Origin of the sequence: Curtobacterium pomorum (assembly GCF_044497295.1) — a bacterium.
Lineage (GTDB): Bacteria > Actinomycetota > Actinomycetes > Actinomycetales > Microbacteriaceae > Curtobacterium.
Map to the genome: position 1 here is coordinate 3471979 of NZ_CP172409.1, position 23481 is coordinate 3495459.

Here is a 23481-nt window from a genome sequence, read left to right on the forward strand (position 1 = left end):
CACTGCCGTGTTCAGGCGATGCTCCAGCGTGTTCCGACCGGAATGGTCTGCGGTGGCTTCGATCATGCGATGCTCCAGCGTGTTCCGGACGGGGTGTCCTCGATCGTGATGCCCGCGTCGGCGAGGTCGTCGCGCACGCGGTCGGCCGCGGTGAAGTCCCGTGCTGCCCTGGCGTCCGCGCGCTCCTGCACGAGGCGTTCGACGAGAGCGGCGAGCGGGCCTGCCGAGGTGTCCTGGCCGCCCCCCGACCAGTGGGCGGCTCGCGGGTCGATGCCGAGGACCTCCACCATCGCGGCCACCTGATGGTACGCGACCCCGAGCGTTTCCGCATCGTCGGCGTCCAGGGCGGCGTTCCCGATCCGCACGGTCTCGTGCAGGACGGCCAGTGCCTGGGGCACCGCGAGGTCGTCGTCCATCGCGGCGGCGAAGGCGTCCGGCACCGCGGGGGCGTCGGCGAGGTGCACCCCTTCGAGCCGCACCTCGGCCCGCTGCAGGAACCCGTCGATGCGGTCGTAGGCGGCTTCGGCCTCGGCCAACGAGCCGTCGTGGTGGTCGATCGAGGAGCGGTAGTGCGCCGCCCCCAGGAAGTACCGCACCACGGCGGGGCGGGCAGCGGCGAGGAAGTCGGCGGCGAAGATCGAGTTGCCGAGCGACTTCGACATCTTCTGGCCCTCGACCGTGACGAGTCCGTTGTGCAGCCAGTAGGACGCGAACGGGTCCCCCGCGGCGGTGGACTGCGCGAGCTCGTTCTCGTGGTGCGGGAACCGCAGGTCGAGTCCGCCGCCGTGGATGTCGAACGCCGGGCCGAGGTACCGCCGCGACATGGCGGAGCACTCGATGTGCCAGCCCGGGCGACCGGGGCCCCACGGGGAGTCCCACGCCGCGGTCGACGGCTCCCCCGGCTTCGCACCCTTCCAGAGGGCGAAGTCGCGGGCGTCGCGCTTGCCACGGGGGTCGGCGTCGGTGGCCTCGACCATGTCCTCGCGACGCTGCCGGGTCAGGGCACCGTACGACGGCCAGCTGCCGGTGTCGAAGTAGACGTCACCGGAGTCGTCGGCGGCGACGTAGGCGTGGCCGCGGTCGATGAGCTTCGTGATGATGTCGTGCATCTGCGGCACGCTCGCGGTGGCGCGGGGCTCGTACGTCGGCGGCAGGATGCCGAGGGCGTTGTACGCGGCGGTGAACTCGAGCTCGACGCGGTAGGCCCGGGCGAACCAGGCTTCGTCGGTGCCGGCGGCCAGGTCGAGCACCTTGTCGTCGATGTCGGTGACGTTCCGCACGAGGGTGACGCGCAGACCACGGTAGGTCAGCCAGCGGCGCCAGATGTCGTAGACCAGGGCGGAGCGCAGGTGCCCGATGTGCGGCGACGACTGTACCGTCGGACCACAGACGTAGACGCTGACCTGTCCGTCGACCAGGGGGACGAGGTCGACGACGGCTGCGGCGCGGGAGTCGTAGAGGCGAACGGTCACGCCCCAAGCCTAGGACGTCAGGCCGGTCGGACGAGGGCTGTTGCGATCGCGGCGAGCCCTGCGCCCCGACCCGTGAAGCCGAGGCCGTCGGTCGTCGTGCCGGAGACCGCGACGGGGGCTCCGACCACGGCGGACAGGGCGTCCTGCATCTCGACCCGACGTGCACCGATGCGCGGTCGGTTCCCGACCACCTGGACCGTGACTGAGACGGGGGCGAGGCCGGCGTCGAGGAGCATCGCCACCGCACCACGGACGAAGACCTCGCCGGCCGCGCCGGCGTAGGCGGGGTCCGCGGTGCCGAACGTCCCGCCGATGTCGCCGAGTCCGCCGGCGGACAGCAGCGCGTCGCACACCGCGTGCGCCACCGCGTCGCCGTCGCTGTGTCCGGAGAGCCCGGGTTCGCCGGGGAAGTCGAGCAGGCCGACGCGGCACGGCGACGCCGCGTCGAACGCGTGCACGTCGACCCCGAGGCCGAGCCGGACCGCCGAGGCAGCGGGGACACCCGGCACCGAGGCCCGCGACCGGACGATCGACTCCGCCCGCCCGAGGTCCCACGGCGTCGTGATCTTGAATGCATCGGCGTCGCCCGGCACGGAGCGCACCGTGCCGCCGGCCGCCTGGAACACGCCGGCGTCGTCGGTCTCGGACTGCGTCGACACCGCGTACGCCAGGCGGAGCGCGTCGAGCGGGAACCCCTGCGGCGTCTGCACGCCGACGAGTGCGGACCGGTCGACGGTCTCGACGACGACGTCGCCGGCGACCCGCTTGATCGTGTCCGTGACGGGCAGCGCGGGGACGTACCCCGCACCAGCGCCCGAAGCGACCGCGTCGAACACCCGGTCGAACTGCGCAGCGGGTGTCAGGCACCGAGCCGCGTCGTGCACCAGCACCGCGGTGACGGAGTCCGGCAGCACGGCCAGGCCGGCCTGGACCGAACCATGGCGATCCGTGCCTCCTGGGACGACCGCCGTGTAGGCGACCGCAGCACCTGCCGCCGTGGCGACCACCCGGCGGCAGTCCTCGAGCAGCGCCGACGGCGCGACGACGACCACCAGCGTCGGGGACGACAGCGTGAACAGCGGCTCGAGAGCGCGCGCGAGCATCAGCTGCCCGGCCACGGGCACGAACGCCTTCGCGGTGCCGATGCCGAGTCGGGTGCCGGACCCGGCTGCAACGACGACGACCGCCCGGTCCACCCCTTCGGGGAACCGTGCGGTCGTCGTGGTGTTCAGTGCTGCTGCGCTCAGTGGTTCGACGCGCTCAGGACGCGAGGACCTCGTCGAGGACGGTCGATGCCTTGTCCTCGTCGGTCTTCTCGGCCAGGGCCAGCTCGGAGATCAGGATCTGCCGCGCCTTGGCCAGCATCCGCTTCTCGCCCGCGGACAGGCCGCGGTCCTGGTCGCGACGCCAGAGGTCGCGGACGACCTCGGACACCTTGATGACGTCCCCGGAAGCGAGCTTCTCGAGGTTCGCCTTGTACCGGCGCGACCAGTTGGTGGGTTCTTCCGTGAACGGTGCCCGGAGGACCTCGAACACCTTGTCGAGTCCTTCCTTGCCGATCACGTCGCGGACTCCGACCAGGTCGACGTTGTCCGCCGGTACCTCGATCGTCAGGTCACCCTGCGTGACCCGCAGTTTCAGGTAGACCTTTTCCTCGCCCTTGATGACGCGCGTCTTGACTTCAGAGATGGTTGCCGCCCCGTGGTGGGGGTAGACGACGGTCTCGCCGACCTCGAATTGCATGTATCAGGCTCCGTTCCCAGACTTCCAGTTTACCACAAGGGGTGTTCGGGTAAGGGGACCCTCAGCACTGGGGCTTCCCGGTGATCGCTAGGATGGAGCGGGACCGTCCGGTCCTCATCGACTTACGGAGGAATCTCTTGCGAGCTCGGGTACTCGTGTCCGTCGCCGTTGCGGCAACCATCGCGCTGGGCGCCACCGGGTGCGAGTTCATGTCGCCTGCGCACACCGTCGACATCAAGCAGATCACCGACGGCGTGAACGTCTCGACCGGCAAGGTCGACGTCCGCAACGCCATCCTGATCTCGGACGACGGCGAGGGCGCACGCTTCATCGGCACGCTCGTGAACAACTCCGACACCGACGGCATCACCGTCTCGGTCGAGATCGGTGGCGACACCGAGACCGTGCTGGTGCCGGCGAACTCGCACGTCGACCTGGCGAACGACTCGCAGCACGACACCCTCGACTTCGACAGCGCGGACGCCGAGCCCGGTTCGCTCGTCAAGGTGTACTTCTCCTACCCCGACGCCGAGGGCGTCTCGGCCAACGTGCCGGTGCTGACCACCTCGCAAGAGGAGTACGCCACCCTCGCGCCGACCTCGACCCCCGAGCCGACCGGTCAGGTCACGCTGCCGGTCGAGACCCCGTCGGCCACGCCGACGGACGGCGAGTAGCCGCACCGCGCACGCGCGAGCGCACGCGCTTCAGACCGGGAGGCCCGGTGCGAGTCCCACGGACTCGCACCGGGCCTCCTGTCCGTCCGTCTCAGGCCTCGATGCGGTACCCGAGCCCGCGTACCGTCACCAGGATCTCCGGGGTGGACGGCACGCGCTCGATCTTCGAGCGGATGCGCTTGATGTGCACGTCGAGCGTCTTCGTGTCGCCGAAGTAGTCGGAGCCCCACACCCGGTCGATGAGCTGGCCACGGGTGAGCACCCGCCCGGCGTTGCGGAGCAGGAGCTCGAGCAGCTCGAACTCCTTGAGGGGCATCGCCGTCTCCGAGCCGTCGACCGACACCGTGTGCCGCTCGACGTCCATCCGGATGCCGCCGACCTGCAGGATCCCGCTGTCCGCCGGGTCGTCCTCGGTGCGGCGCCGCAGGACCGCGCGGATGCGGGCCAGCAGCTCGCGGGTCGAGTACGGCTTCGTCACGTAGTCGTCCGCGCCGAGCTCGAGCCCGACGACGATGTCGACCTCGGAGTCCTTCGCCGTCAGCATGATGATCGGGGCGTTCGACCTGGTGCGGATCTGCCGGCAGACCTCGGTGCCGGACAACCCGGGCAGCATGAGGTCGAGGAGCACCAGGTCCGGGTTCTCCGAGTCGAACTTCGACAGCGCGGTCACGCCGTCGGCCGCGACGGAGGTCTCGTACCCCTCGCGCTGCAGCAGGAACTCCAGGGGCTCGCTCAGGGCCGGCTCGTCGTCGACGATGAGGATCTTGGTCACGATGGCTGCTCTTCCAGTTGCTCTTCGAGTGCGGTGGTCAGTTCGGTGTCCGCCTCGGGCAGGCGGATGGTGAAGGTCGAGCCCTTGCCGGGCTGCGACCAGACACGGACGTCGCCGCCGTGGTTGCCCACGACGTGCTTGACGATCGCCAGGCCGAGGCCGGTGCCGCCGGTGGCGCGCGACCGGGCGGGGTCGACGCGGTAGAAGCGTTCGAACACCCGGTCGAGGTCGGCCTCGGGGATCCCGACGCCCTGGTCGGTGATCGCGATCTCGACGAAGCCCTTCGCGGACCGGACGCCGACGCCGACGCGGGTGCCGTCGGGTGAGTACTTCACCGCGTTGGCGATGAGGTTCGACACCGCGACCTGCAGCAGGCCGGGGTCGCCCATCACCCGGAGCTTCGACTTCTTCGCCCGGATGATCTCGATCGAGCGGGCGCGGGCGACGACCTCGTTCGCGTCGATCGCGGCCTGCACGATCTTGTCGACCCCGGTCTCCTCGCTGTTCTCCAGCGCGTCGACCGACTGCAGCCGGGACAGCTCGATGATGTCCTTCGTCAGGGCGCCGAGCCGTTCGGACTCGGTGATGAGCTGCGCGGCGAACTTCTTCACGTGCGCGGGGTCGTCGGCCGCGAGGACGAGCGTCTCGGACAGCAGGCCGATGGCGCCGATCGGGGTCTTCAGCTCGTGCGAGATGTTGGCGACGAAGTCACGGCGGACCTCGTCGATGCGCCGGCTCTCGGTCAGGTCGTCCGCGGTGATGAGCACGTACCGGTTGCCGAGCTGGGCGGCACGGAAGCTGAGGTACCCGATGAGCTCCCCGTGGCGTCCGCGCGGGAGCTCGAGGTCCTCCGCCCCCATCTCGCCGCTCTTGCGCACCCGGTCGACCAGGTCGAGGAGCTCCTGGTGCACGAGCCGTCGCCGGACGACGAGCCCGACGGTCAGCGCCTGGGGCGACGCGGCGACGACGGTGTTCGACGGGTCGATGACGACCGCCGGGTTGTGCATCGTCGCGATCACTGCTGCGACGCCGTCGGGCAGGGTCCGCTCTGCCACGTCGGCAGCACGTGCCGTGCGCTCGGCGGTGATGATCAGCACCACGACGCCCGCGCCGAAGACCCCGCCGAGGAGCATCGACAGTGGCACGAGCCACGCGTTGTCCATGTCGCCAGTGTAGGGATGGTCACGCGGGGTTCCGGTACCGTTCACCCGCCTCGGAAGGCCGGAACGCGAAGCGTTCAGCCCCACGTCACCGTTCGTTCACCTGGGCTGACGACACTCGACCGGTACGCAGAGAGAGGTACTCCCCCATGCGCGAAGTCTTCCAGCAGGAACTCCAGGACGTCCAGGAGCGACTGACCGAGATCGCCGGACTCGTCGAGTCCGCCATCACCCGGGCCACCCAGGCCTTCAGCGACTCCGACGTCGCCCTCGCCGAGGAGGTGATCGCCGACGACCAGAAGATCGACGAGGCCGCCAACAGCCTCGACGAGATCGCCATCGACATCCTGGCCCGCCAGGCACCCGTCGCCCGCGACCTGCGCGTCGTCGTCACCGCCCTGCGCGTGAGCTCCTCGCTCGAGCGCATGGGTGACATGGCCGAGCACATCGCGCAGCTCGCCCGTCAGCGCTTCCCCGAGAAGGTCGTGCCGAAGGGTCTCCGCGGCACGTTCAAGGAGATGGGCAAGCACGACGTCGCGATGTCGCAGAAGCTCACGCGGCTGCTCGCGACCGAGGACATCGCCCTGGCTGCGGAGATCCGCGACGAGGACGACGCCGTCGACGAACTGCACGCGAGCGTGTTCGACTTCGTCCTCGGCGAGGCCTGGAAGGGCGGGCCGATCGACACCGTCGACGCCACCCTGGCCTCGCGCTACCACGAGCGCTTCGCCGACCACGCGGTCTCCATCGCGAAGAAGGTCGAGTACCTGGCGACCGGCGACTGGACCGGCGCGTCCACCTCGACCGCCGCGGTCTGACCCGGTTCGGTTCCGTTCCGCGGCGCTCGGCACCCGCTCGGTTCTGCGAGGATCGACGCATGGCCCAGGTCGCGATCATCGTCAACGGCATGCCCGGTTCCGGCAAGAGCACGATCGGCGCGGCGCTGGCCGAGGTGCTCGGTTGCCCGTTCCTGTCGAAGGACCGGATCAAGGAGCCCCTCGCCGACGTCGTCGGCCCGATGATCGCGTCGCGTCCGCTCGGCGGGATCGCGATGGACACGATGTGGTCCATGGCGCGGGCCGTCGAGAACGGGGTCGTCCTCGACGCCGTCTGGCTGCCGTCGCGTGACCGGGACCGCCTGGAGGCCGGGCTCACGTCCGCCGGGTCGCCGCGCGCCGTCGAGGTGTGGTGCGACACGGACCGGCCCAGCGCCGAGGAGCGGCTGCGCGACCGGTACGACCCGGGCACCGTGCCGGTGCGGCACGAGGTGCACGGCGACCTCGACGAGGTGCTGGCCTTCTGGGACGAACACGAGGACGACGCTCGACCCGTCGGGTTGCCGGGCGTCCCGGTGATCCGGGTCGACACGACGAGGCCGTACGACGTCGGCGCCCTCGTGCAGGAGATCGCCTCGCACTTCGTCTGACCGGCCGCACGACGAACGCCCCGCCCGGACTCCGGACGGGGCGTTCGTGTGTGCCGAGCTACTTCTTGGCGCCCTGGGCGGCCACGGCGGCAGCGCCGGCGGCAGCGGCCTCGGGATCGAGGTAGTACGCCGGCTTCGTCGGACGGAAGTCGTCGTCGAGCTCGTACACCAGCGGGATGCCCGTCGGGATGTTCAGCCCGGCGATGTCGTCGTCGGAGATGTCGTCGAGGTGCTTCACGAGCGCGCGGAGCGAGTTGCCGTGCGCGGTGACCAGCACGGTCTTGCCCTCGCCCAGGTCCTTCGTGATGTCGGACTCCCAGTACGGCAGCAGGCGGTCGATCACGAGCTTGAGCGACTCGGTGCGGGGCAGCTTGTCGCCCAGGTCGGCGTAGCGACGGTCACCGGCCTGCGACCACTCGGCGCCGTCGGCGATGGGGGGCGGCGGGACGTCGAACGAACGGCGCCACTCCATGAACTGCTGCTCGCCGTACTCGGCCAGCGTCTGGGCCTTGTCCTTGCCCTGCAGGTCGCCGTAGTGGCGCTCGTTGAGGCGCCAGTCGCGCTTGACCGGCAGCCACGCCAGGTCGGCCTGGAGCAGCGCGATGTCGGCCGTCTGGATCGCACGGGTGAGGAGCGAGGTGTACAGGACGTCGGGGACGATGCCCGACTCGGCGATGAGGTCGCCGGCGCGCTTCGCCTCCTTCTCGCCCAGCTCGCTGAGCCGGACGTCGACCCAACCGGTGAACAGGTTCTTCTGGTTCCAGTCACTGTTTCCGTGACGGAGCAGGACGAGCGTGGAGGTCATGCTGCCGAGTCTACCGAGCGTCAGCAGGCCCGTACCCTTGACGGCATGCCCATCGGGAACGTGACGCGCGGGACGACCGGGTACAACCGGCTCCGCCGTGTCGACCGGTGGATCGCGTCGTTGCCCGCGCTCCGCAGGACCGACGACCCGCTGGTCGCGGACGTCGGGTACGGGGCCTCGCCGACGACGACGCTCGAGCTGCGCGACCGTCTGGCCCTGGTGCGTCCGGACGTCGAGGTCACCGGCATCGAGATCGAACCGGCACGCGTGGCGTTCGCGAACGCCGGTACCCGCGACGGCGTGACGTTCCGGCTCGGCGGCTTCGAGACCCCGACCCCCGGACAGCGTCGACCGGCCGTGATCCGTGCGTTCAACGTGCTGCGGCAGTACGACGAGTCCGCCGTGGTGGCGTCGTGGCGGATCATGCAGGACCGCCTGCAGCCCGGCGGGGCGCTCGTCGAGGGGACCTGCAACGAGGTCGGCCGGGTGGCCTCGTGGGTGACGCTCGACGACGTCGCCCCTCGGACCTTCACGGTGTCGCTCCGGCTCGCCGGGCTCGACGTGCCGAGCGTCGTGGCGGAACGGCTGCCGAAGGCCCTGATCCACCGGAACGTGCCCGGCGAACGGGTGCACGCGTTCCTGCGCGACCTCGACCTGTCGTGGGCGGTGGCGGCTCCGCTCAGTACGTACGGGCCCCGGCAGCGGTGGATCGCCACGGTGCGGGGCATGCGCGACCGCGGGTGGCCGGTCCTGCACGGGCCGACGCGGTGGCGGCTCGGCGAACTCAGCGTGCCGTGGTCCGCGGTCGAGCCCGCCACCTGAGGGGGCGAGTCTCGCGCTCAGCGACTGATCTCGCGCTCCGGGGCCCGAGAAGTGTCGCTCGGGCCGAGTCTCGCGCCAGCATCGACCCGCGACGGCGACTAGGAGCGCTTGACGGCTCCGAGCCGGGGCAGCCGCGGGACGTTCGCCGTGGCGCCGGCCTCCGGCGGGACGATGGTCTCCTGCGCCGCCGTCACCACGACGTCGTCGGCGGTGAGCGTCAGGGTCGCGGTGGGGTCGAGGGAGCGCTTGACCACAGCGAGACCGATCGGCCCGAGTTCGTGGTGGACCGCCGAGGCGGCCAGCCGTCCGACTTCCTTGTCGCCGAGCACCACGGGAGTCCCCGGAGCCGGCAGGACAGCGTCCGACCCGTCCAGGTGCAGCTGCACGATCCGACGCGGCGGGTGGCCCAGGTTGTGCACCTTCGCGACGGTCTCCTGTCCGCGGTAGCAGCCCTTCGTCAGGTGCACGGCGGAGCGGAGCCAGTCGAGCTCGTGCGGGATGGTGCGCTCGTCGGCATCGGACAGCGTCGGGCGCCAGGCGGCGATCCGCAGTGCCTCGAACGCCAGCAGCCCGGCGACGGGCCGGTCGGACGCTGCCAGACCGGCCGCGGCCCCTGGCGTGAGCACCGCGATCCGGAGGGTCCAGTCGGAGCCGGGGTGGGCCTCCAGGCTGGCGTAGCTCCACCCACCGGGCGTGACGGCCGCCCACGGGTCGACCCACTCGACGACCGCGTCGGCGACGGCACCGGTGTCGGTGAAGGACCCGACGGTGACGAAGCCGGCACTGCGGTCCGCGACCTCGACCCGGAGCATGAAGCGCATCGAGTCGAGCCAGGCGGCGAGCGGTGCCGCGTCCTGGGGCTCGGTGAGGAGCCACGCGACCGAACCGTCGTCGACCACGCGGGCGGCGTGCTCGACACGGCCGGACTGGTCGAGCACGAGGGTCTCGGTGCTGACGCCGGTCGGCAGGCCGGTCAGCTGCTGCGAGGTGATCGAGTTGAGCCACGACAGGCGGTCCGGTCCGGTGACGGTGACGACGCCGAGGCCGAGCTCGACGACGGCCGAGCCACGTTCGAGCAGCCGCTGCTCACCGAGGGGGTTGCCGAAGTGTGCGGCGGGCGCGCCGAGCACACCAGATGACGCGACGAACCCGTCGCGCACCGCGAACGCCGACATCAGTCGACCTTCGCGAGCTGCCCCGAGGCGTGCGAGGTGAGTTCGCGACCGAGCGCGGCGATGTCCCACGCCCAGAAGAGCTTGCCCTCGACCAGGCCGTACAGGCGGGTCGCGGCGGAGTAGTCCTTCGCGTTCGGCGAGCGCATCACGGCGTCGGTGGCCAGGTCGATCCGGCCCTTGAGCACCCGGCCGACGTAGAGCTCGTTGACACCCGTCGGGTGGACGATCGCGGCTTCGACGTCGAAGCCGTCCGTGGTGTTGCGCAGCGCCTCGACGCTCTCGACGGTGCTGAACGGGGTCGGCCCCTCGCCCAGGAGCATCGCGGGGCCGCGGTCACCGGGTTCGGTCGGACGGTCGATCCGCCAGTAGCCCATCTCGGCGGCGAGCGGGGTGTGGTCGTCGTCGAGCAGCCACGTGGTGGACGAGTAGTTGAGGTACGGCAGGCCGTCGTGGCTGAAGCTCACGCGCTGGCCGAACTCGTAGGTACGGGGTGCCTCTTCGTCACCGACGGGGTACTCCACGACGCCGGTGCCCTCCCAGACGCCGACGAGCCACGACAACGGGACCAGTTCGGGCGCCAGGCCCTCGGGGAGCTCGATCAACGCTGACCCTTGAACAGCTTCACGACGACGACCACCGAGATGAACGCGATCGCGAGCGACGCCAGGCCGAGGAGGCCCACGTAGAACAGCTCGAGCGCAAGCAGCGAATCCATGCCCCGGAGTCTACGCGGCTCGGCTCAACGCGCCAGGAGCACCACCGCGGTGACGAGCACCACGACGAAGGCACCGGAGGACGCGATGCTGATCCGCTCGACCAGTCCGTCCTTCGTGGCGGTGATGAGCTGGAGCACGAAGCTCACCATCACGCAGGCGACGAACACGAGCAGCAGCCAGGCGAAGGCGTCGCGCTCGGCGAGCGTCAGGACGAGCACCGCCCCGACGACGGCCAGGATCCAGACCGGCAGGACGGACGTCAGCGTGAGACGCCGCTGGTCGGTGGGCTGCACTGGCTGGGTCACGCGTTCCATCATGGCAGGGGTCGCGCCCGGTGCGCAGGCGCAGCGCGGCCGTGCAGCGCTGCGGTGCGGTGCGGTGCGGTGCGGTGCGGTGCGCGCTTGCGGGTTCCCGCGCAAACCGTCCGGCCGGATGAGGACTTCCCGAGCATCACTAGGATGTGTCCACGACGTCATCCACCTGCGGAGGTCCTGTGGCACAGCTCCTGGTACTCACCTCGACCGCGCCCGGCGACGTCCTGCCGAGCCTGGGTCTCCTGAGCCACAGGATCCGTCACGTGCCGGCCGAGGCCGCGCAGCTGGTCAACGCGCCGCAGAGCGACCTGATGTTCGTGGACGCCCGCACCGACCTGGTCAGTGCGAAGGCCCTGTGCAAGATCCTCGCCTCGTCCGGATCGACGACGCCCATCGTGCTCGTGGTCACCGAGGGCGGGCTCACCGCCGTCAACAGCGACTGGAACGTCGACGACGTGGTGCTCGAGAGCGCCGGCCCCGCCGAGATCGACGCCCGCATCCGGCTGTCCGCGGGCCGTGCGGCCAAGGGGCAGTCCAGCTCGAAGATCCAGGCGTCCGGTGTCGTCATCGACGAGGCGAGCTACTCGGCGAAGGTCCGCGGCCGGCCGCTCGACCTGACGTTCAAGGAGTTCGAGCTCCTCCGCTTCTTCGCCACGCACCCGTCGCGCGTCTTCACCCGCGAGCAGCTGCTCAGCGAGGTCTGGGGCTACGACTACTTCGGTGGCACCCGAACGGTCGACGTGCACGTCCGTCGGCTCCGCGCGAAGCTCGGCGACCTCGAGTCGCTCATCGGCACGGTCCGCAACGTCGGGTACCGCTTCAACGTCTACGACGACGAGGCCGAGCGCCTGATGGGCCAGTAGTGCCGGACCTCGCACGGTTCGTCGTCCCCGGCGAGGCGCCGCCGTTCTCCGACCAGACCCTGGTCGACGTCCGCGCGGGGCGCGCGACGGTCCTCGAGGCCGACGACGGGGTCGCCGTGGTCCGCGACGCTGAGCTGGAACTCGTCGTCGACCGGGAGGCCCGTGGGCACGGCACCGGGACCGCCCTCGTCACGCAGGCGCTCGCGCTGGGCGGCGGGGCCGCTCCCGTGCTCGCCTGGGCACACGGGGACCACCCTGCGGCGCGTGCACTGGCACATCGGTTCGGCTGGCGCGCCGTCCGGACCCTGCTGCAGCTCCGAGCGCCGATCGACGAGGCCGACGCCCCGTCCGTCGACGTGCCGGCCGGGTACAGCCTGTCCGCGTTCCGCCCCGGCACCGAGGACGAGGCCGACTGGCTCACCCTGAACGCCGCGGCCTTCGCGCACCACCCCGAGCAGGGGCGGATGACGCTCGACGACCTGCACGCCCGCGAGTCGGACGCCTGGTTCTCCGGCGACGACCTGCTGCTGCTCCGCGACGCCTCCGGGCGGCTCGCCGGCTCGTGCTGGCTCAAGGTCGAGAACGGCATCGGCGAGTTCTACGCCGTCGCCGTCCGGCCCGACCTGCAGGGGCAGCGGCTCGGCGGGGTGCTCATGCGCGCGGGCACCGCTCGGCTCAGCGGCCGTGGGCTGACCGCCGCCGCACTGTACGTCGAGGGCAACAACGAGTCGGCGCTGGCGCTGTACCGGCGGTCCGGGTTCACGCAGCACGCGATCGACGTGCAGTACGCCGCGCCGGAGCACGCGGAGGCTCCGACCGGCCGGTAACATTGCGTGGTCGGCGAGGGGTCGGCCAATGGGGGAATCGGGAAGTCGGGGACGCAGTGGCGCAGTACGGTCAGGGTGAGCCGCTCGGTGCGTCGTACCGGTTGGTCGAGCTGCTCGGGACGGGTGCCACCGGCGAGGTCTGGCGCACCGAGCACACCGCGACCGGCGAGCACGTCGCCGCGAAGCTGCTCCGTGCCGAGCTCGCCGCCGACCCGCAGATCGTCGAACGCTTCGTCCGCGAGCGCTCGGTGCTCCTCGCCCTGCAGCACCCGTCCATCGTGCGTGTCCGCGACCTGGTCGTCGAGGGCGACCGGCTCGCGATCGTCATGGACCTGGTGCCGGGTGGGTCCGCGCGCGATCTGCTGGCATCGAACGGTCCGCTGGCCCCACGGGACGCCCTGACCATCACCGCCGAGACGCTCGACGCCCTCGCGGCCGCACACGAGCGCGACGTGACCCACCGCGACGTCAAGCCCGACAACGTGCTGCTCCAGACCCCGTGGGTCCCCGGTGCGACCGGCGACGTCCGGGTCACCGACTTCGGCATCGCGTCCGTCGTCGCCGAGCGCGAGCGCACCACCACCGGGCTCCTCGGCACGCCGCAGTACATGGCGCCCGAGTCGATCAGCCACGGCCGCGCGGGTCCCGCCGCGGACGTCTACGGCGCCGGGGTCATGCTCTACGAGCTGCTGTCCGGCCGCACACCCTTCGCCGGACCGGGCACGGACTTCGCAGTGGCCTACCGGCACGTCACGTCGAACCCGCCGCCGCTCGACGTGCCCGATGCGCTGTGGTCTGCGGTGTCCGCCCTGCTGACGAAGGACCCGAACAGCCGTCCTGCAGCAGCGGACGCCGCGGCGACCCTGCGCCGGCTCGCCCGGTCCCTCGCCGCAGCCCCCGCGCTGGCCGCGACGAGCGACCCGGACGCGTTCGACGAGGTCGAGCGGCCCGCCACCGTGGTCCGCGGGGTCCGCCCGGACCACGACGCCGACCGGGGCGACACCGGGACACCCGAGGACGAAGCCGTGGTCGGCCCGGCACCGGAACTCGGCCCCGCCGGTTCCCAGACCGTCATCCGGCCGATGGCACGACAGCCACTGCCGGCCGCGCCCGCTGCCGAGCCCGCACCGGCGCGTCGGTTCACCCGCCCCGAGTGGCTGACGAACCGTGCGCTCCTGTTCGGCGGTCTCGGCATCGTGCTCGTGGCCGCGCTCGTCGTCGGCGGGGTCGTCTGGCTGCCCGGTGCGCTGCGGAAGACGCCGGGCGCCGGCACCGCGACCGCACAGGCCGCCAACGCCTACCAGCAGGACCGCCCACTGCCCACGGGCCTCGCCACCACCCGCCGCGCGACCATCGACCCCGCGAAGGGCACCGTGGACCTGCGCGTCACGTACGCGGCGCAGGCGTCGGCCCTGACCGGTCCGTTCCTCGAGGTCGTCCCCGGTGCCCGCTCGGGTGCCTCGTGCCCCGCCGTCACCTGGACCGGCGAGGGGATCTCGGCGAAGCGCAACCAGCCCTCTTTGACGGGTGTCGACACCGCGTGCGCCTGGGCCCTGTCCGGCGTCGAGGTCCCCGCCGGCGGCGACGTCACGGTCGAGGCCTCGGTGCCGCTCGCCTCCGTCACGGACGGCGCGGCGTTGCAGACGTGGCTCGACGGCGTCGGCGAGGCGACCACAGCTGCCGTGACCGACGACTCGGTGCGCGGGACCGCCTACCCGGTGCAACGGTTGCAGGGCATCGAGGTCCGGACGCCCGACCGCACGGTCAGTCAGACGGCCCTGCCGGTCACCCTGGTACCGGTGTGGCCGAACGGTGCCGACGAGCTCAACCCGCTCTACCGCAGTCCCGCCACGGGACGCCCGTCGCAGATGCTCGTCGACGTGGCCGGCGGGGAGTCCGGCGTGCGGTTCGCCGACGGCTGCTCGGGGGCACTGGCGGTGTCGTCCGACGGGCTGGTCGTCACGGCCCTGTCGGTCGCGCCGTCGTGCACGGTGCGGGCGACGGTGGGGAACTTCACGAACCTCGAGAGCTCGCCCTTCGGGATCACGACGCGCGACTGAGCGCGCTGTCCACGCGACCAGGTGGCGGACGGGAGGCCCGTGGCGGGCACGGCCACGGGCCTCCCGGCCGACGGTCTCGGCGTCGCCGTCAGCTGCCGGCGGACGCGGTCTGCACGAGACGGACGGCCCCGCCTGATGCGGCGTAGCCGCGGCCGACGGTCAGCGCGACGGGCGCGCGACGCGGCAGCGTGACGCCGAGGAGCTCGCCGTCGTAGTCGACGTCCGGCTGCAGCAGCACACCACACCGGGACTTCCGGACCGAACGGGTCCAGTGGCTGTACATCGACCGGAGGTCAGCGGACCGGCCGGCCGCCACGACGCACAGTCCGGGGCGCTCGGTCGTGAGCAGCGTCGCGATGGCCTGGTCGCCGTCCTCGAACCGCTCCGCGTCGTCGATCAAGAGCAGCACCGGACCGCGTTCGAGCCGGAGCCCGGCCAACAGGGCCGGGACCTCGTCAGGGCCGACGGCGATGCGGTCGAAGGAACCGGAGGCGAGCGGGGAACGGCGGTCACAGATCGCCCACACGGCCGGACGCACGCCCTCGGCTGTCCGCGCGAGCTCGGCGACGGCGAGGAGCACGCTCGACTTGCCGGACCGGGCCGGGCCGGCGATCAGCACGTGTTCGCCGTCGTAGACCTCGACCGACGTCGGCTGCAGATCGTCCTCCGCGATGCCGATCGGGATCCGCCAGGGCTCACCCGCGAACACCGCTCCGGCGCCGAGCTCGTCCACGAGCACGGCATCGGGGAGCCGACCGACGGCGCTCGCCTTCCGGCTGCTGCCCGGACGGGTCTCCGCGATCCGGGTGACGGCCTCGGCGAGCGGGACGTCCGGGGTCGCGACGTGCGACTGCAGCCGCATGGTCGAGTCGATGAAGCGGCCGGGCACCGGCGGCGGGACGTCCTTGGGGCGGACCCCGATGGACGCGTAGTCGTAGGGGTCCGCGAGGCGGAACATCCACTTCTGCGTGGTGACCTCGTCCATCGCCGACGGCACGGCCTTCGCGCGCGTCGTCGAGACCGCGAAGGAGATGCCGAGCGCGGGACCCTCGGCGTAGACGCGGTACAGGGCGTCGAGCAGCTGCTGCCCCTCGAAGTCCTGGTACTCGTCGCGCAGGGCGGCGAGGCCGTCGATGAGCACCACGGCACGGCGCCCACCGGGTGCCGCACGACGACGCTCGAGCTCGACGCGGAGGTGCCGCAGGAACCGCGTCTGCAGCTCCCCCGCACCCGCACCGGAGCCGACGTAGGCCGTCGTGTGCGGCAACTGCGCGAGCGGAGCGAGGTCCCCTGGACCCATGTCGAGCACCAGCAGGTCGAGCTCGTCGGGGCTCGACGCTGCGGCGAGCTGCAGCGCGATCGTGGCGAGCGCGGTGCTCGTCCCGCTGCCCGGGATGCCCATGAGCATGAGGTTGCCCTCGTCCAGGTCCCATCCGGTGGTGACCTGACGCTGGTGGTCCGGGTCGTCGGCCAGGGCGACGGGGACGGTGCCGGGTCGTGGGTCGGCGCCCGGGCCTGGCTCGGTGAGCTCCGCCAGCTCGACGCGGTCGCCGAGCGCCTCGGGCCAGATCGGACGCGGCGGGGCGTACCCGGCTGCCGTGTTGGCCTGCCCGATCGCCTCGATCAGCTGGTCGAGGTCGGTGACGTCCGACGCGGTCGGTGCCGGTGCCGGCATCGGCGCGGGGACACCGAACACGTCGGTCGGACGGACCGAGACCGGCTGCTCGGCACGCTCGTCACGGGCTCGGCCGGTGACGAGGGCGGTCTGCACCGGGGTGATGTCGTCCTGCCCGAGCTTGACGTAGGCGCGACCGGTCTGCTGTCGACCGATCCCGGCTGCGGCGGGGACCCCGATGACGTTCGTCGAGTCCTCGCGGCTCTGCACCCGCAGGGCGACCCGCATGTTCGTGTTCGCGAGGATGTCCTCGCTCACCACACCGGCCGGCCGCTGAGTCGCCAGGATCATGTGGACGCCGAGTGTGCGGCCGACGGCGGCGATGCTGACGAGCGACGTCAGGACGTCCGGGAAGTCCTTCGCGAGCATCGCGAACTCGTCGACGACCAGCAGCAGTCGCGGCATCGGCTCGACCGGCTTCGTCGCCAGGTAGGCATCGAGGTTGTCGATGTCGGCTCCGGCCGCGGCGAACACCCGCTGGCGTCGCTCGAGCTCGGCCTCGAGCGCACGGATCGCTCGGTCGGCGAGCTGCTCGTCGAGGTTGCTGATCGTGCCGATGGTGTGCGGCAGTCGCTCGCAGGCGGCGAACGCGGCCCCGCCCTTGAAGTCGACGAGCAGGAAGTTCAGACGCGTCGGATCGTTCCGCGCTGCGAGCCCGGCGACGAGCGACCGCAGGAACTCGCTCTTGCCCGAACCCGTCGTTCCGCCGACCAGGCCGTGCGGGCCGTCGCGCACCAGGTCGATCTCGAGCACACCGCTCTCCGACGAGCCGATCGGGGTCGAGAAGCCCGTGCGCGTGTCCCACGCCGTGCGGATCCCGTCGCCCGACAAGAGCTCCGGCAGGCGGACGAGCGCGGGCAAGGACGCCCCCGGCACGAGCAGTTCGGGATCGTCGAAGTGCGCCACGCTGCGGGCGCTGCGCTCGGCGGTCTCGACGCTGAGGCCGGCGAGCACGACGTCCTCGACACGGGTCCGGTCTTCCGGCCGGTAGACCGTGGCCGCGGCATCGGCACCGACCGTGATGATCGACGTGCAGGCGGCGGGGAGCTGCTGCTCGTTGGTCGCGATGACGATGCCGCTCACCCGGCGCGGTCGCTCTCCCGGGCGCAGGGACTGCCCGGGCACCGTGCGGCCCTGGCCGAGCAGGTTGCGGGCAGGGGCATCCCGTCCCTCGGTGAGCACCTCGGAGTCGACCACGACGAGCAGGTTCGGCGTCGGCAGCTCGTCGATCGACTCCCGCAGGCCACGGAGCATCGCCGCGCTCTGGTCGCGTTGTGCCGACATCCAGCGGGCGCCGATGCTGCTCCCCGCCACACGCGCATGCGGCAGCCAGGAGGCCCACCCCCAGTCCTCCGCGCGGCCCGCGTCGCAGAAGACGCCCACCGTCAGGTCCGCGGGACCGCAGTGCACGGTGGCCTGCGTGAGCAGGCTGCGCGCCAGGGCGAGGGCGCCCTGACGATCGCCGACGATCCCGACGACGCCGGCGTCGGACAGGTCGGCCACCACCGGGGCGGCCGTCAGGCGACTGTCGGCGATGGCGGCCTTCGCCTCGTCCTCGAGCTTCGCGGTCGCTGCACGCTGATCGACCTCGGGCCGCCAGGGAGCGTCCCCGGTGCCGGCGTGCAGGCTCAGGAAGTCCTCGTCGTCCGAGCGGCGCTGCCACAACAGGGTGGTCGGCAGTTCGGCTCGCCGAACCACGGTCGCCGGATCGGGCACGAGCTCCTGGCGGCGGGCAGCCTCGACGGCCGCGGCTTCGGAGATCTCACCGCGGAAGGACTCCACGGCCTCGGCGAAGCGGGTGTCCTCTTCTTTCAGGTTCTTCGCGCGGCGGTGCTTCTGCTCGAACCACATGCCGATCGCGGTGACCGGGGAGAGCAGGGCGAACAGCGCGAACCGCGCGTCGCCGAGCAGGAGCACCATCGCACCGGCGAGCACCAGGGGCGCCGCGACGGTGATCCAGCTGAACTTCGACGCCGGCGGCACGTCCTTGCGTCCGGGCGGCACGACCGTCTCGGCGTCGGAGGTCCGTCCGGCGCGTGGTGGGCGGTTGAACGGTGCCGTCGCCGCCGGGGTCAGGTTCGCCATCGAGCCGGCCGCGGGCACGGGGACCTCGTCGAGCGCCGGCCGGACGAGCAGCACGGCCCCGCCCACGATGACGCTCGTCGTCCCGGTGAGCAGGACGCCCTCGGCGTCGATGCGCTCCCCGGCGACGACGGTGCCGTTCGTCGATCCCGCATCACGCACCCGCACACCGTCGTCCTCGCGCTCGACGGTGCAGTGCTCCCACGACGCGCTCTCGGTGGGGAGCACGACGTCGGCCTGCGGCGCCCGGCCGACCACGAGCTTCCGCCCGCGCGGGACCGGCACCACGAGGCCGGCCTCGAGCCCGCCGGCGAGCGTGACGGTCCAGCCGTCGGTACTGAGCGGCCGTTCGTCGGGGGTTCGTCCGATGCGGGATCCCTCGAGCAGCACGAGGTCCCGGAGCGGGGTGTCGACGCTGGTGCGGTGCCCGTCGACCGCCAGGGTGGTGCCGGGTTCGAGCGTGAGGCCGATGGCCGCGGACACGAGGTCCCCGAGCGAGGATGCGCCGGACCACCCGTCGACCTCGACCGCATCACGTCGGTCGTCGAGCTCGATCAACAGGCGCATGCTCGCGTTCCTCTTCCGGGTCGGTGCGTGGGTGGGTCAGTCCGTGCTGGAGTCGTCGAACCAGACGAGCGACGCGGTCCGGGCAGCGTCGGTTCCGCTCCCGGTGCCGTCGCCGGACGCGGTGCTGGCCGGACGGAGACCGAGCTGCTGTGCCGACGCCGCGAGCACCGTCGCGGGCGTCCCGAGTGCCTGCTGCCGCGTGAAGTCGAGTGCCGGACCGGCGATGCCCGCATCGGCGTCGAGGTCGAGCGTGGCGAGGGCCTCGGTGACGTCCGCCGGCTCGACGCTCCGCGCCGAACCGACGGCGCGGACCAGGGCGATGACGGCGTCGTGGCTGCGCGAGTCCGCTGCGCCCGCGACCGCCGAGAACGGCTGGTCACCGGTCAGGTTCTCGGCGTCCTGGTCACCGGCGAGCACCCGGACACCGCCGAGGAAGGCGGACATCGCGCGGCCCCCGGCATCGGAGGCCAGCGCTCGGGCGTCGTCGGTGGCGACACCCACGGTGCGGAAGGCGCCGCTGAGGCTGCCGCCGGCTTCGACGAGCGCTGCACCGAACGCCGGGCTCGTCGCATCCGGGGTGAGGACGACCGGCACCGTGACGTTCTCGGCTTGGAGCGCGGCGACGAAGGCACCCTGGCGCTGCGCGGAGCCACTGACGACGACCGCGTCGGAGTCCGGCGTCACCGTCTTCGCGTCGGTATCGGCATCGGCATCTTCCTCGTTGCTCGTCGCGCCGGTGCGTTCGGCGACGGTCGTGGCCAGCGCTGCAGCGTCCGCGGTGTCGTCCCCGTCCAGGACGTGCGCGACCCGCAGACCCGCCGGAGCACCGCCGCCCAGGTCGACCAACAGTGGCGCGTCGGCGTCGCCGAGTGCCGTGGTCATCGCCGTGCTGATCGAACCAGCCGCCGGCGCCGTCGACCAGGAGTCCTTCTCCGCCGGAGCGTAGGGCAGGACGACCGGGATGCCCTTCGCCGCAGCAGCAGTGAGGGCGCCGGACACGTGACTGCCCGACGAGGCGACGACGATGCCCGCGACCCCGCTCTTCGCGAGGGACTCGACCGCGGCCGTGCCCCCGGCAGCGGTTCCGCCGTCGTTCTTCGTGACGAGCGCGACGTCGGTGCCACCGAGTGCGAGCCGACGCTCCGCCACCAGCGCACCCTGCGCCGCTTCGTTCCACTCGGATCCCTCGCCGTCGCCGAGGGTGACGATGACGCCGATCGTCGTCTTCGCGGGGACGTGCGCCACCGTGATCTTCACCGGCACGGTCGCCGAGACCGCTTCGGCCGGGGTGCTGCTGCCGAACGCCCGGAACGTCAGGACGGCGGCGACCACCGCGGCCACCAGGAGCACCGCGATGCCGACGAAGAGCAGCGGACGGCGGCTGCGCGGACGCGTTCCGTCGGCGCTCTCCGTCGCCGTGACTTCGGTCGTCTGGTCGCTCATCGGTCCGCCCCGATCCGGAAGGTGTACAGCGTGGTCGACGTCGCGCTGGCGGGGACCTTCAGCTGGAACGCCGGCAGCATCGTCGCCGCATCGAGCGATGCACGGAACTGCTCCTGCTGGAGCAGGATGCCGGCGACGTCCTCGGCGCGGACGTTCGCGTATCCCGCGGCGTTCTGCGACGCCAGGGCGAGCTGGTAGTCGGCGGAGTCGGACTTCGCCGCGCTCGTGGCCATGGCGCCGAGGATGCCGGAGCCGTTGACCTTGCGGTCGCCGAGGTCGAGCATCACCCGGTTGAGGTCGCCGGTCAGCAGCGTCGAAGCGCCCTGCACGTCACGCGTCGAGGCGCTCGTGCTGGCCGCGATCCGCTCGAGGCTGGACGCCGTCTGCCGGTCGACCGCCGAGGAGAGCTCCGAGCCTTCCTGCTCGAGCGTGCTCTTCTGCTCGTCGATCGTGCCCTTCGAGTCCTTCGTGACCTCGTCAGCGGTGGACTGCAGGCCCGAGATCGACTTGTCGAAGGCGTCGCGGACGGCTTGGTTGCTCTCGGAGGCCGTGGTCGAGACCTTCCGCACCTGTGCGTCGATGGCCTTCTTGAAGGTCTCCGACGACTGGTCGGAGGCGTCCTCGAAGGTCTTCTGGACCTCCGCAGCGAGGTCGATCTGCGTCTGGCGGACGGTCCCGAGCTGTGTGGCGATGACCGTCTGCGACCGGTCGGCGTCCGAGACCGCTGCGCGAAGGCGTTCGATCGTGGAACCCACGTCGTCGCTCCCACCACGGACGGCGTCACGGACAGCGCGGATGCTGTCGTCGAGCGCGGTCAGATCGGTCCGCAGGCCGGCGACCGCGCTGCCGATGGTTCCCTCGGTCGTCGCGTCGGCACTGGTCGAGTCGACGACGTCCTGCCAGCGCGCCGTCTGGTCGTCCAGTCGTTCGTCCATCGGGTCGGTGAACCCGAGGCCTGGCTGGAGCACGGTTCCCTCGGGCGCACCGGCGCAGGGCTCGGCCGTCAGGTAGCCGCGGAGACGATCAGCATCGGCCTGGTCGAGCTGTCCGAGCGTCGCGAGGGCGCAGAGCTGGTCCGCGACCGCCGAGTTCTGGCGCTGCATCGACAGCGGGAACCCTGCAACGTCGAGCAGGTCACGCGCCGCCTCGGCACGGTCGTGCGTCGTCTGCACGGCCGTCGCCAGTGCGTCGATTCGCGTGCCGATCTGGTCCGCGCTCGTCGACAACGCGCGCAGTGCGTCACCGGTGCCGCCGTCCCCACCGCTCTCGTACTCGTCCAGTGCGTCGGAGATGCGGGTGAGCTGCGTGTCGAGGTCGGCAGCGCTCGCGATCGCGGCGTCCACCGTCTCCGGCTGCAGCCGCGCGGCGAGTGCCTGCCCGGTGCTCACCAGGCCGATCAGCGAACCGTTGATCGCGGTGGACGACTCGTAGAGCGTGCAGGTCAGCGAGTCTCGCGCGTCCGTCGCGGCGCAGGTCGTCGCGTCCGGAGCCTTCGGGCCGACGGCAGTGGCGAGCTGCGCACTCACCTGCTGCTTGCACGCCTCACTCGCATCGGCGTAGCCCTTGAGCTGCGACGAGACACTGAGCAGGTTGCCGTAGACGCTGCCGCCCGCGGTCGAGGTCTTGGGCGTCGCCGCGCATCCGTTCCCGTCGAGTACCGGAGCGGGCGCCGTCGACGAGGTGTCGCCGAGCAGGCTGTCGAGACTCGTGGTGGTCTGCTGGAGCTGCTGCAGCACGGTGGACTGTGTCGCCTTGACGGTCGTGCCGAGGTCGCCGTTCAGGGAACCGAGCTCGCCGGACAGGGACCGCATGGTGCCTGCCAGGGACGAGCTGCTCTCCTTGAGCCTCTCGGCGGTGCTGACGCCGAGGGTCTTCGACGTGGTCTCGAGGTTGGACCGGACCTCGGTGATCGTGCCGCCCGCTCGTGCGAGCACCTCGTTCACCTGCGAGATGAGGTCGATGGTGCGGCGCTGGAGCGCGAGTTCGGAGTCGCTGTCGGACCCGAACGCGGCGTTCACCACGCCGGTCGAGGACAGGTCCGTGGACAGCCCTGGCTGCGCGGCGACGTCGAACGTGGGCGCCGTGAAGTCCTTGACGTCGGCGACGAGGTGCAGCGTGCTGCTCGCGCCGGACGTCGGCGGGGCCAGCAGGCGGCCCCACTGGACGACCGCGTCGCCGTCCTCGTTGGTGCTGACGACGCCGTCGGTGGACGAACCGGAGTCGGCGGCATCCGTGACGATGCGGTCGGCCGCGGTGCCGGTGAGGACGGTCGAGGCCGCGACGCTGAAGGGCGCACCCACGAGCGCCGGCGTCGAGCGGGAGGTGCCGGCGACGTCGTAGGTCAGGTTCTTCGACGTGACCGTGAGGTTCTCGATCGTCAGGTCGATCGCGATTCGGCCCGAGTACCCGTCGAGGTCGGCGAGGTCGGTACCGGTCTTCTTGGACGTCGAGTACTGCGTCGTGATGCGGAGCGGGAGGTCGCCAGCCGACTTGGCGGGGTCGTGGTCGGTCGTCGCCGACGAGGAGTCCTTGCCCGCGACGGAGATCGCAGTGTCGGAGATCGACGTGATCGAGCCGTCCGCGGCCAGACGCGTGTCGACCGTCTGCAGGATCCGTGAGGGGTCAGCCACCGGCTTGTCGTCGGACGTGCACCCGGCGAGCACCAGCGCGGCGATGCCGGTGACGGCGACCGCCCCCACGAGCCGGCGAGTGGTGCTTCGTGCTCCGGTGTTCCCGGCACGCTGGTTGATCACGGTCTTCCCCCCAAGAGAATCGTCGAGCACATCGATGCTAGTTGCTCGATGGCGTCGGGTCCGCGTCGATCGGCCGCCCTGGCCGCCCCCGTTCGGGCCACACGCCCCGACTGGCATACAACGTATCGCATC

General features: G+C 71.7%; 19 protein-coding genes. 7 read left to right on the forward strand and 12 right to left on the reverse strand.

From position 1 onward, the window contains the following. Positions 1-62: 62 nt before the first annotated feature. From cysS to ACGH48_RS16635, 3 genes are all read right to left on the reverse strand, one after another. Complete coding sequence (cysS, locus tag ACGH48_RS16625; protein ID WP_396289390.1) at positions 63-1472, reverse strand: cysteine--tRNA ligase; 1410 nt, start codon at positions 1470-1472, stop codon at positions 63-65. Between the two features lie 17 nt (positions 1473-1489). Beyond that, positions 1490-2668, reverse strand: a complete 1179-nt coding sequence (ispD, locus tag ACGH48_RS16630; RefSeq protein ID WP_396289392.1) for a 2-C-methyl-D-erythritol 4-phosphate cytidylyltransferase — start codon at positions 2666-2668, stop codon at positions 1490-1492. 64 nt (positions 2669-2732) lie between these two features. After that, the gene (locus tag ACGH48_RS16635) at positions 2733-3215 is read right to left on the reverse strand and encodes a CarD family transcriptional regulator (protein ID WP_017888066.1); all 483 of its coding nucleotides are present in this window, start codon (positions 3213-3215) and stop codon (positions 2733-2735) included. A 209-nt stretch (positions 3216-3424) separates the two neighbouring features. Here ACGH48_RS16635 and ACGH48_RS16640 point away from each other — a divergent pair, with 209 nt between their 5' ends. Beyond that, a complete protein-coding gene (locus ACGH48_RS16640; protein ID WP_148061737.1) occupies positions 3425-3889 on the forward strand; it encodes a hypothetical protein in 465 nt (154 codons plus the stop codon). Positions 3890-3980: 91 nt separating this feature from the next. Here the strand turns inward: ACGH48_RS16640 and ACGH48_RS16645 are convergent, their stop codons facing one another. After that, positions 3981-4661, reverse strand: coding sequence for a response regulator transcription factor (locus tag ACGH48_RS16645; RefSeq protein ID WP_111085241.1), 681 nt, complete (start codon positions 4659-4661; stop codon positions 3981-3983). Next, positions 4658-5824: a cell wall metabolism sensor histidine kinase WalK gene (locus ACGH48_RS16650; protein WP_123311982.1), complete on the reverse strand. Its 1167-nt coding sequence runs from the start codon at positions 5822-5824 to the stop codon at positions 4658-4660. Before ACGH48_RS16650 ends, ACGH48_RS16645 begins: the two co-directional genes overlap by 4 nt. Positions 5825-5970: 146 nt before the next feature. On the opposite strand from ACGH48_RS16650, the gene phoU reads away from it, so the two are divergent. Next, positions 5971-6639, forward strand: a complete 669-nt coding sequence (phoU, locus tag ACGH48_RS16655; RefSeq protein ID WP_111085245.1) for a phosphate signaling complex protein PhoU — start codon at positions 5971-5973, stop codon at positions 6637-6639. A gap of 59 nt (positions 6640-6698) precedes the next feature. Beyond that, positions 6699-7247, forward strand: coding sequence for an AAA family ATPase (locus tag ACGH48_RS16660; protein WP_123311980.1), 549 nt, complete (start codon positions 6699-6701; stop codon positions 7245-7247). A 58-nt stretch (positions 7248-7305) separates the two neighbouring features. Here the strand turns inward: ACGH48_RS16660 and ACGH48_RS16665 are convergent, their stop codons facing one another. Then, the gene (locus tag ACGH48_RS16665; RefSeq protein WP_123311978.1) at positions 7306-8052 is read right to left on the reverse strand and encodes a phosphoglyceromutase; all 747 of its coding nucleotides are present in this window, start codon (positions 8050-8052) and stop codon (positions 7306-7308) included. Positions 8053-8097: 45 nt separating this feature from the next. On the opposite strand from ACGH48_RS16665, the gene ACGH48_RS16670 reads away from it, so the two are divergent. Next, positions 8098-8874, forward strand: a complete 777-nt coding sequence (locus tag ACGH48_RS16670; protein WP_396289395.1) for a class I SAM-dependent methyltransferase — start codon at positions 8098-8100, stop codon at positions 8872-8874. A gap of 98 nt (positions 8875-8972) precedes the next feature. On the opposite strand, the gene ACGH48_RS16675 is transcribed toward ACGH48_RS16670, so the two are convergent. The 3 genes from ACGH48_RS16675 to ACGH48_RS16685 all read right to left on the reverse strand — a co-directional run bounded on the left by ACGH48_RS16675 (position 8973) and on the right by ACGH48_RS16685 (position 11070). Continuing rightward, positions 8973-10049 (reverse strand): YgfZ/GcvT domain-containing protein, encoded by a 1077-nt coding sequence (locus ACGH48_RS16675; protein ID WP_396289396.1) that lies wholly within the window; start codon positions 10047-10049, stop codon positions 8973-8975. After that, positions 10049-10651 carry an FABP family protein gene (locus ACGH48_RS16680; RefSeq protein WP_111085252.1) on the reverse strand — a complete coding sequence of 201 codons (603 nt, stop codon included), beginning with the start codon at positions 10649-10651 and terminating at the stop codon, positions 10049-10051. The genes ACGH48_RS16675 and ACGH48_RS16680 overlap by 1 nt, the downstream gene beginning before the upstream one ends. Before the next feature lie 137 nt (positions 10652-10788). Further along, complete coding sequence (locus ACGH48_RS16685) at positions 10789-11070, reverse strand: hypothetical protein (RefSeq protein WP_222658683.1); 282 nt, start codon at positions 11068-11070, stop codon at positions 10789-10791. 188 nt (positions 11071-11258) lie between these two features. Between ACGH48_RS16685 and ACGH48_RS16690 the strand changes: the two genes are divergently transcribed. Genes ACGH48_RS16690 through ACGH48_RS16700 form a run of 3 tightly spaced genes read left to right on the forward strand, consistent with a single transcriptional unit; the run spans position 11259 to position 14829 of the window. After that, entirely contained in the window at positions 11259-11942 is a 684-nt protein-coding gene (locus ACGH48_RS16690; RefSeq protein WP_111085255.1) for a response regulator transcription factor, read from the forward strand. Continuing rightward, positions 11942-12769, forward strand: coding sequence for a mycothiol synthase (mshD, locus tag ACGH48_RS16695; RefSeq protein WP_396289398.1), 828 nt, complete (start codon positions 11942-11944; stop codon positions 12767-12769). Before ACGH48_RS16690 ends, mshD begins: the two co-directional genes overlap by 1 nt. Before the next feature lie 56 nt (positions 12770-12825). After that, positions 12826-14829 (forward strand): serine/threonine-protein kinase, encoded by a 2004-nt coding sequence (locus ACGH48_RS16700; protein ID WP_396289400.1) that lies wholly within the window; start codon positions 12826-12828, stop codon positions 14827-14829. 88 nt (positions 14830-14917) lie between these two features. On the opposite strand, the gene ACGH48_RS16705 is transcribed toward ACGH48_RS16700, so the two are convergent. Genes ACGH48_RS16705 through ACGH48_RS16715 form a run of 3 tightly spaced genes read right to left on the reverse strand, consistent with a single transcriptional unit; the run spans position 14918 to position 23349 of the window. Continuing rightward, positions 14918-19153 (reverse strand): FtsK/SpoIIIE domain-containing protein, encoded by a 4236-nt coding sequence (locus ACGH48_RS16705; RefSeq protein WP_396289402.1) that lies wholly within the window; start codon positions 19151-19153, stop codon positions 14918-14920. Between the two features lie 36 nt (positions 19154-19189). Continuing rightward, positions 19190-20596 carry a hypothetical protein gene (locus tag ACGH48_RS16710; protein ID WP_396289403.1) on the reverse strand — a complete coding sequence of 469 codons (1407 nt, stop codon included), beginning with the start codon at positions 20594-20596 and terminating at the stop codon, positions 19190-19192. Further along, a complete protein-coding gene (locus tag ACGH48_RS16715) occupies positions 20593-23349 on the reverse strand; it encodes a hypothetical protein (RefSeq protein WP_396289404.1) in 2757 nt (918 codons plus the stop codon). The genes ACGH48_RS16710 and ACGH48_RS16715 overlap by 4 nt, the downstream gene beginning before the upstream one ends. Between the last annotated feature and the right edge of the window lie 132 nt (positions 23350-23481).

Coding starts and splice junctions, on each gene's coding strand:
- ACGH48_RS16705 (WP_396289402.1), bottom strand. CDS start 19,153: ATGCGCCTGTTGATCGAGCTCGACGACCGACGTGATGCGGTCGAGGTC.
- ACGH48_RS16635 (WP_017888066.1), bottom strand. CDS start 3,215: ATGCAATTCGAGGTCGGCGAGACCGTCGTCTACCCCCACCACGGGGCG.
- ACGH48_RS16670 (WP_396289395.1), top strand. CDS start 8,098: ATGCCCATCGGGAACGTGACGCGCGGGACGACCGGGTACAACCGGCTC.
- ACGH48_RS16675 (WP_396289396.1), bottom strand. CDS start 10,049: ATGTCGGCGTTCGCGGTGCGCGACGGGTTCGTCGCGTCATCTGGTGTG.
- ACGH48_RS16650 (WP_123311982.1), bottom strand. CDS start 5,824: ATGGACAACGCGTGGCTCGTGCCACTGTCGATGCTCCTCGGCGGGGTC.
- phoU (WP_111085245.1), top strand. CDS start 5,971: ATGCGCGAAGTCTTCCAGCAGGAACTCCAGGACGTCCAGGAGCGACTG.
- ACGH48_RS16710 (WP_396289403.1), bottom strand. CDS start 20,596: ATGAGCGACCAGACGACCGAAGTCACGGCGACGGAGAGCGCCGACGGA.
- ACGH48_RS16640 (WP_148061737.1), top strand. CDS start 3,425: ATGTCGCCTGCGCACACCGTCGACATCAAGCAGATCACCGACGGCGTG.
- ACGH48_RS16665 (WP_123311978.1), bottom strand. CDS start 8,052: ATGACCTCCACGCTCGTCCTGCTCCGTCACGGAAACAGTGACTGGAAC.
- ACGH48_RS16660 (WP_123311980.1), top strand. CDS start 6,699: ATGGCCCAGGTCGCGATCATCGTCAACGGCATGCCCGGTTCCGGCAAG.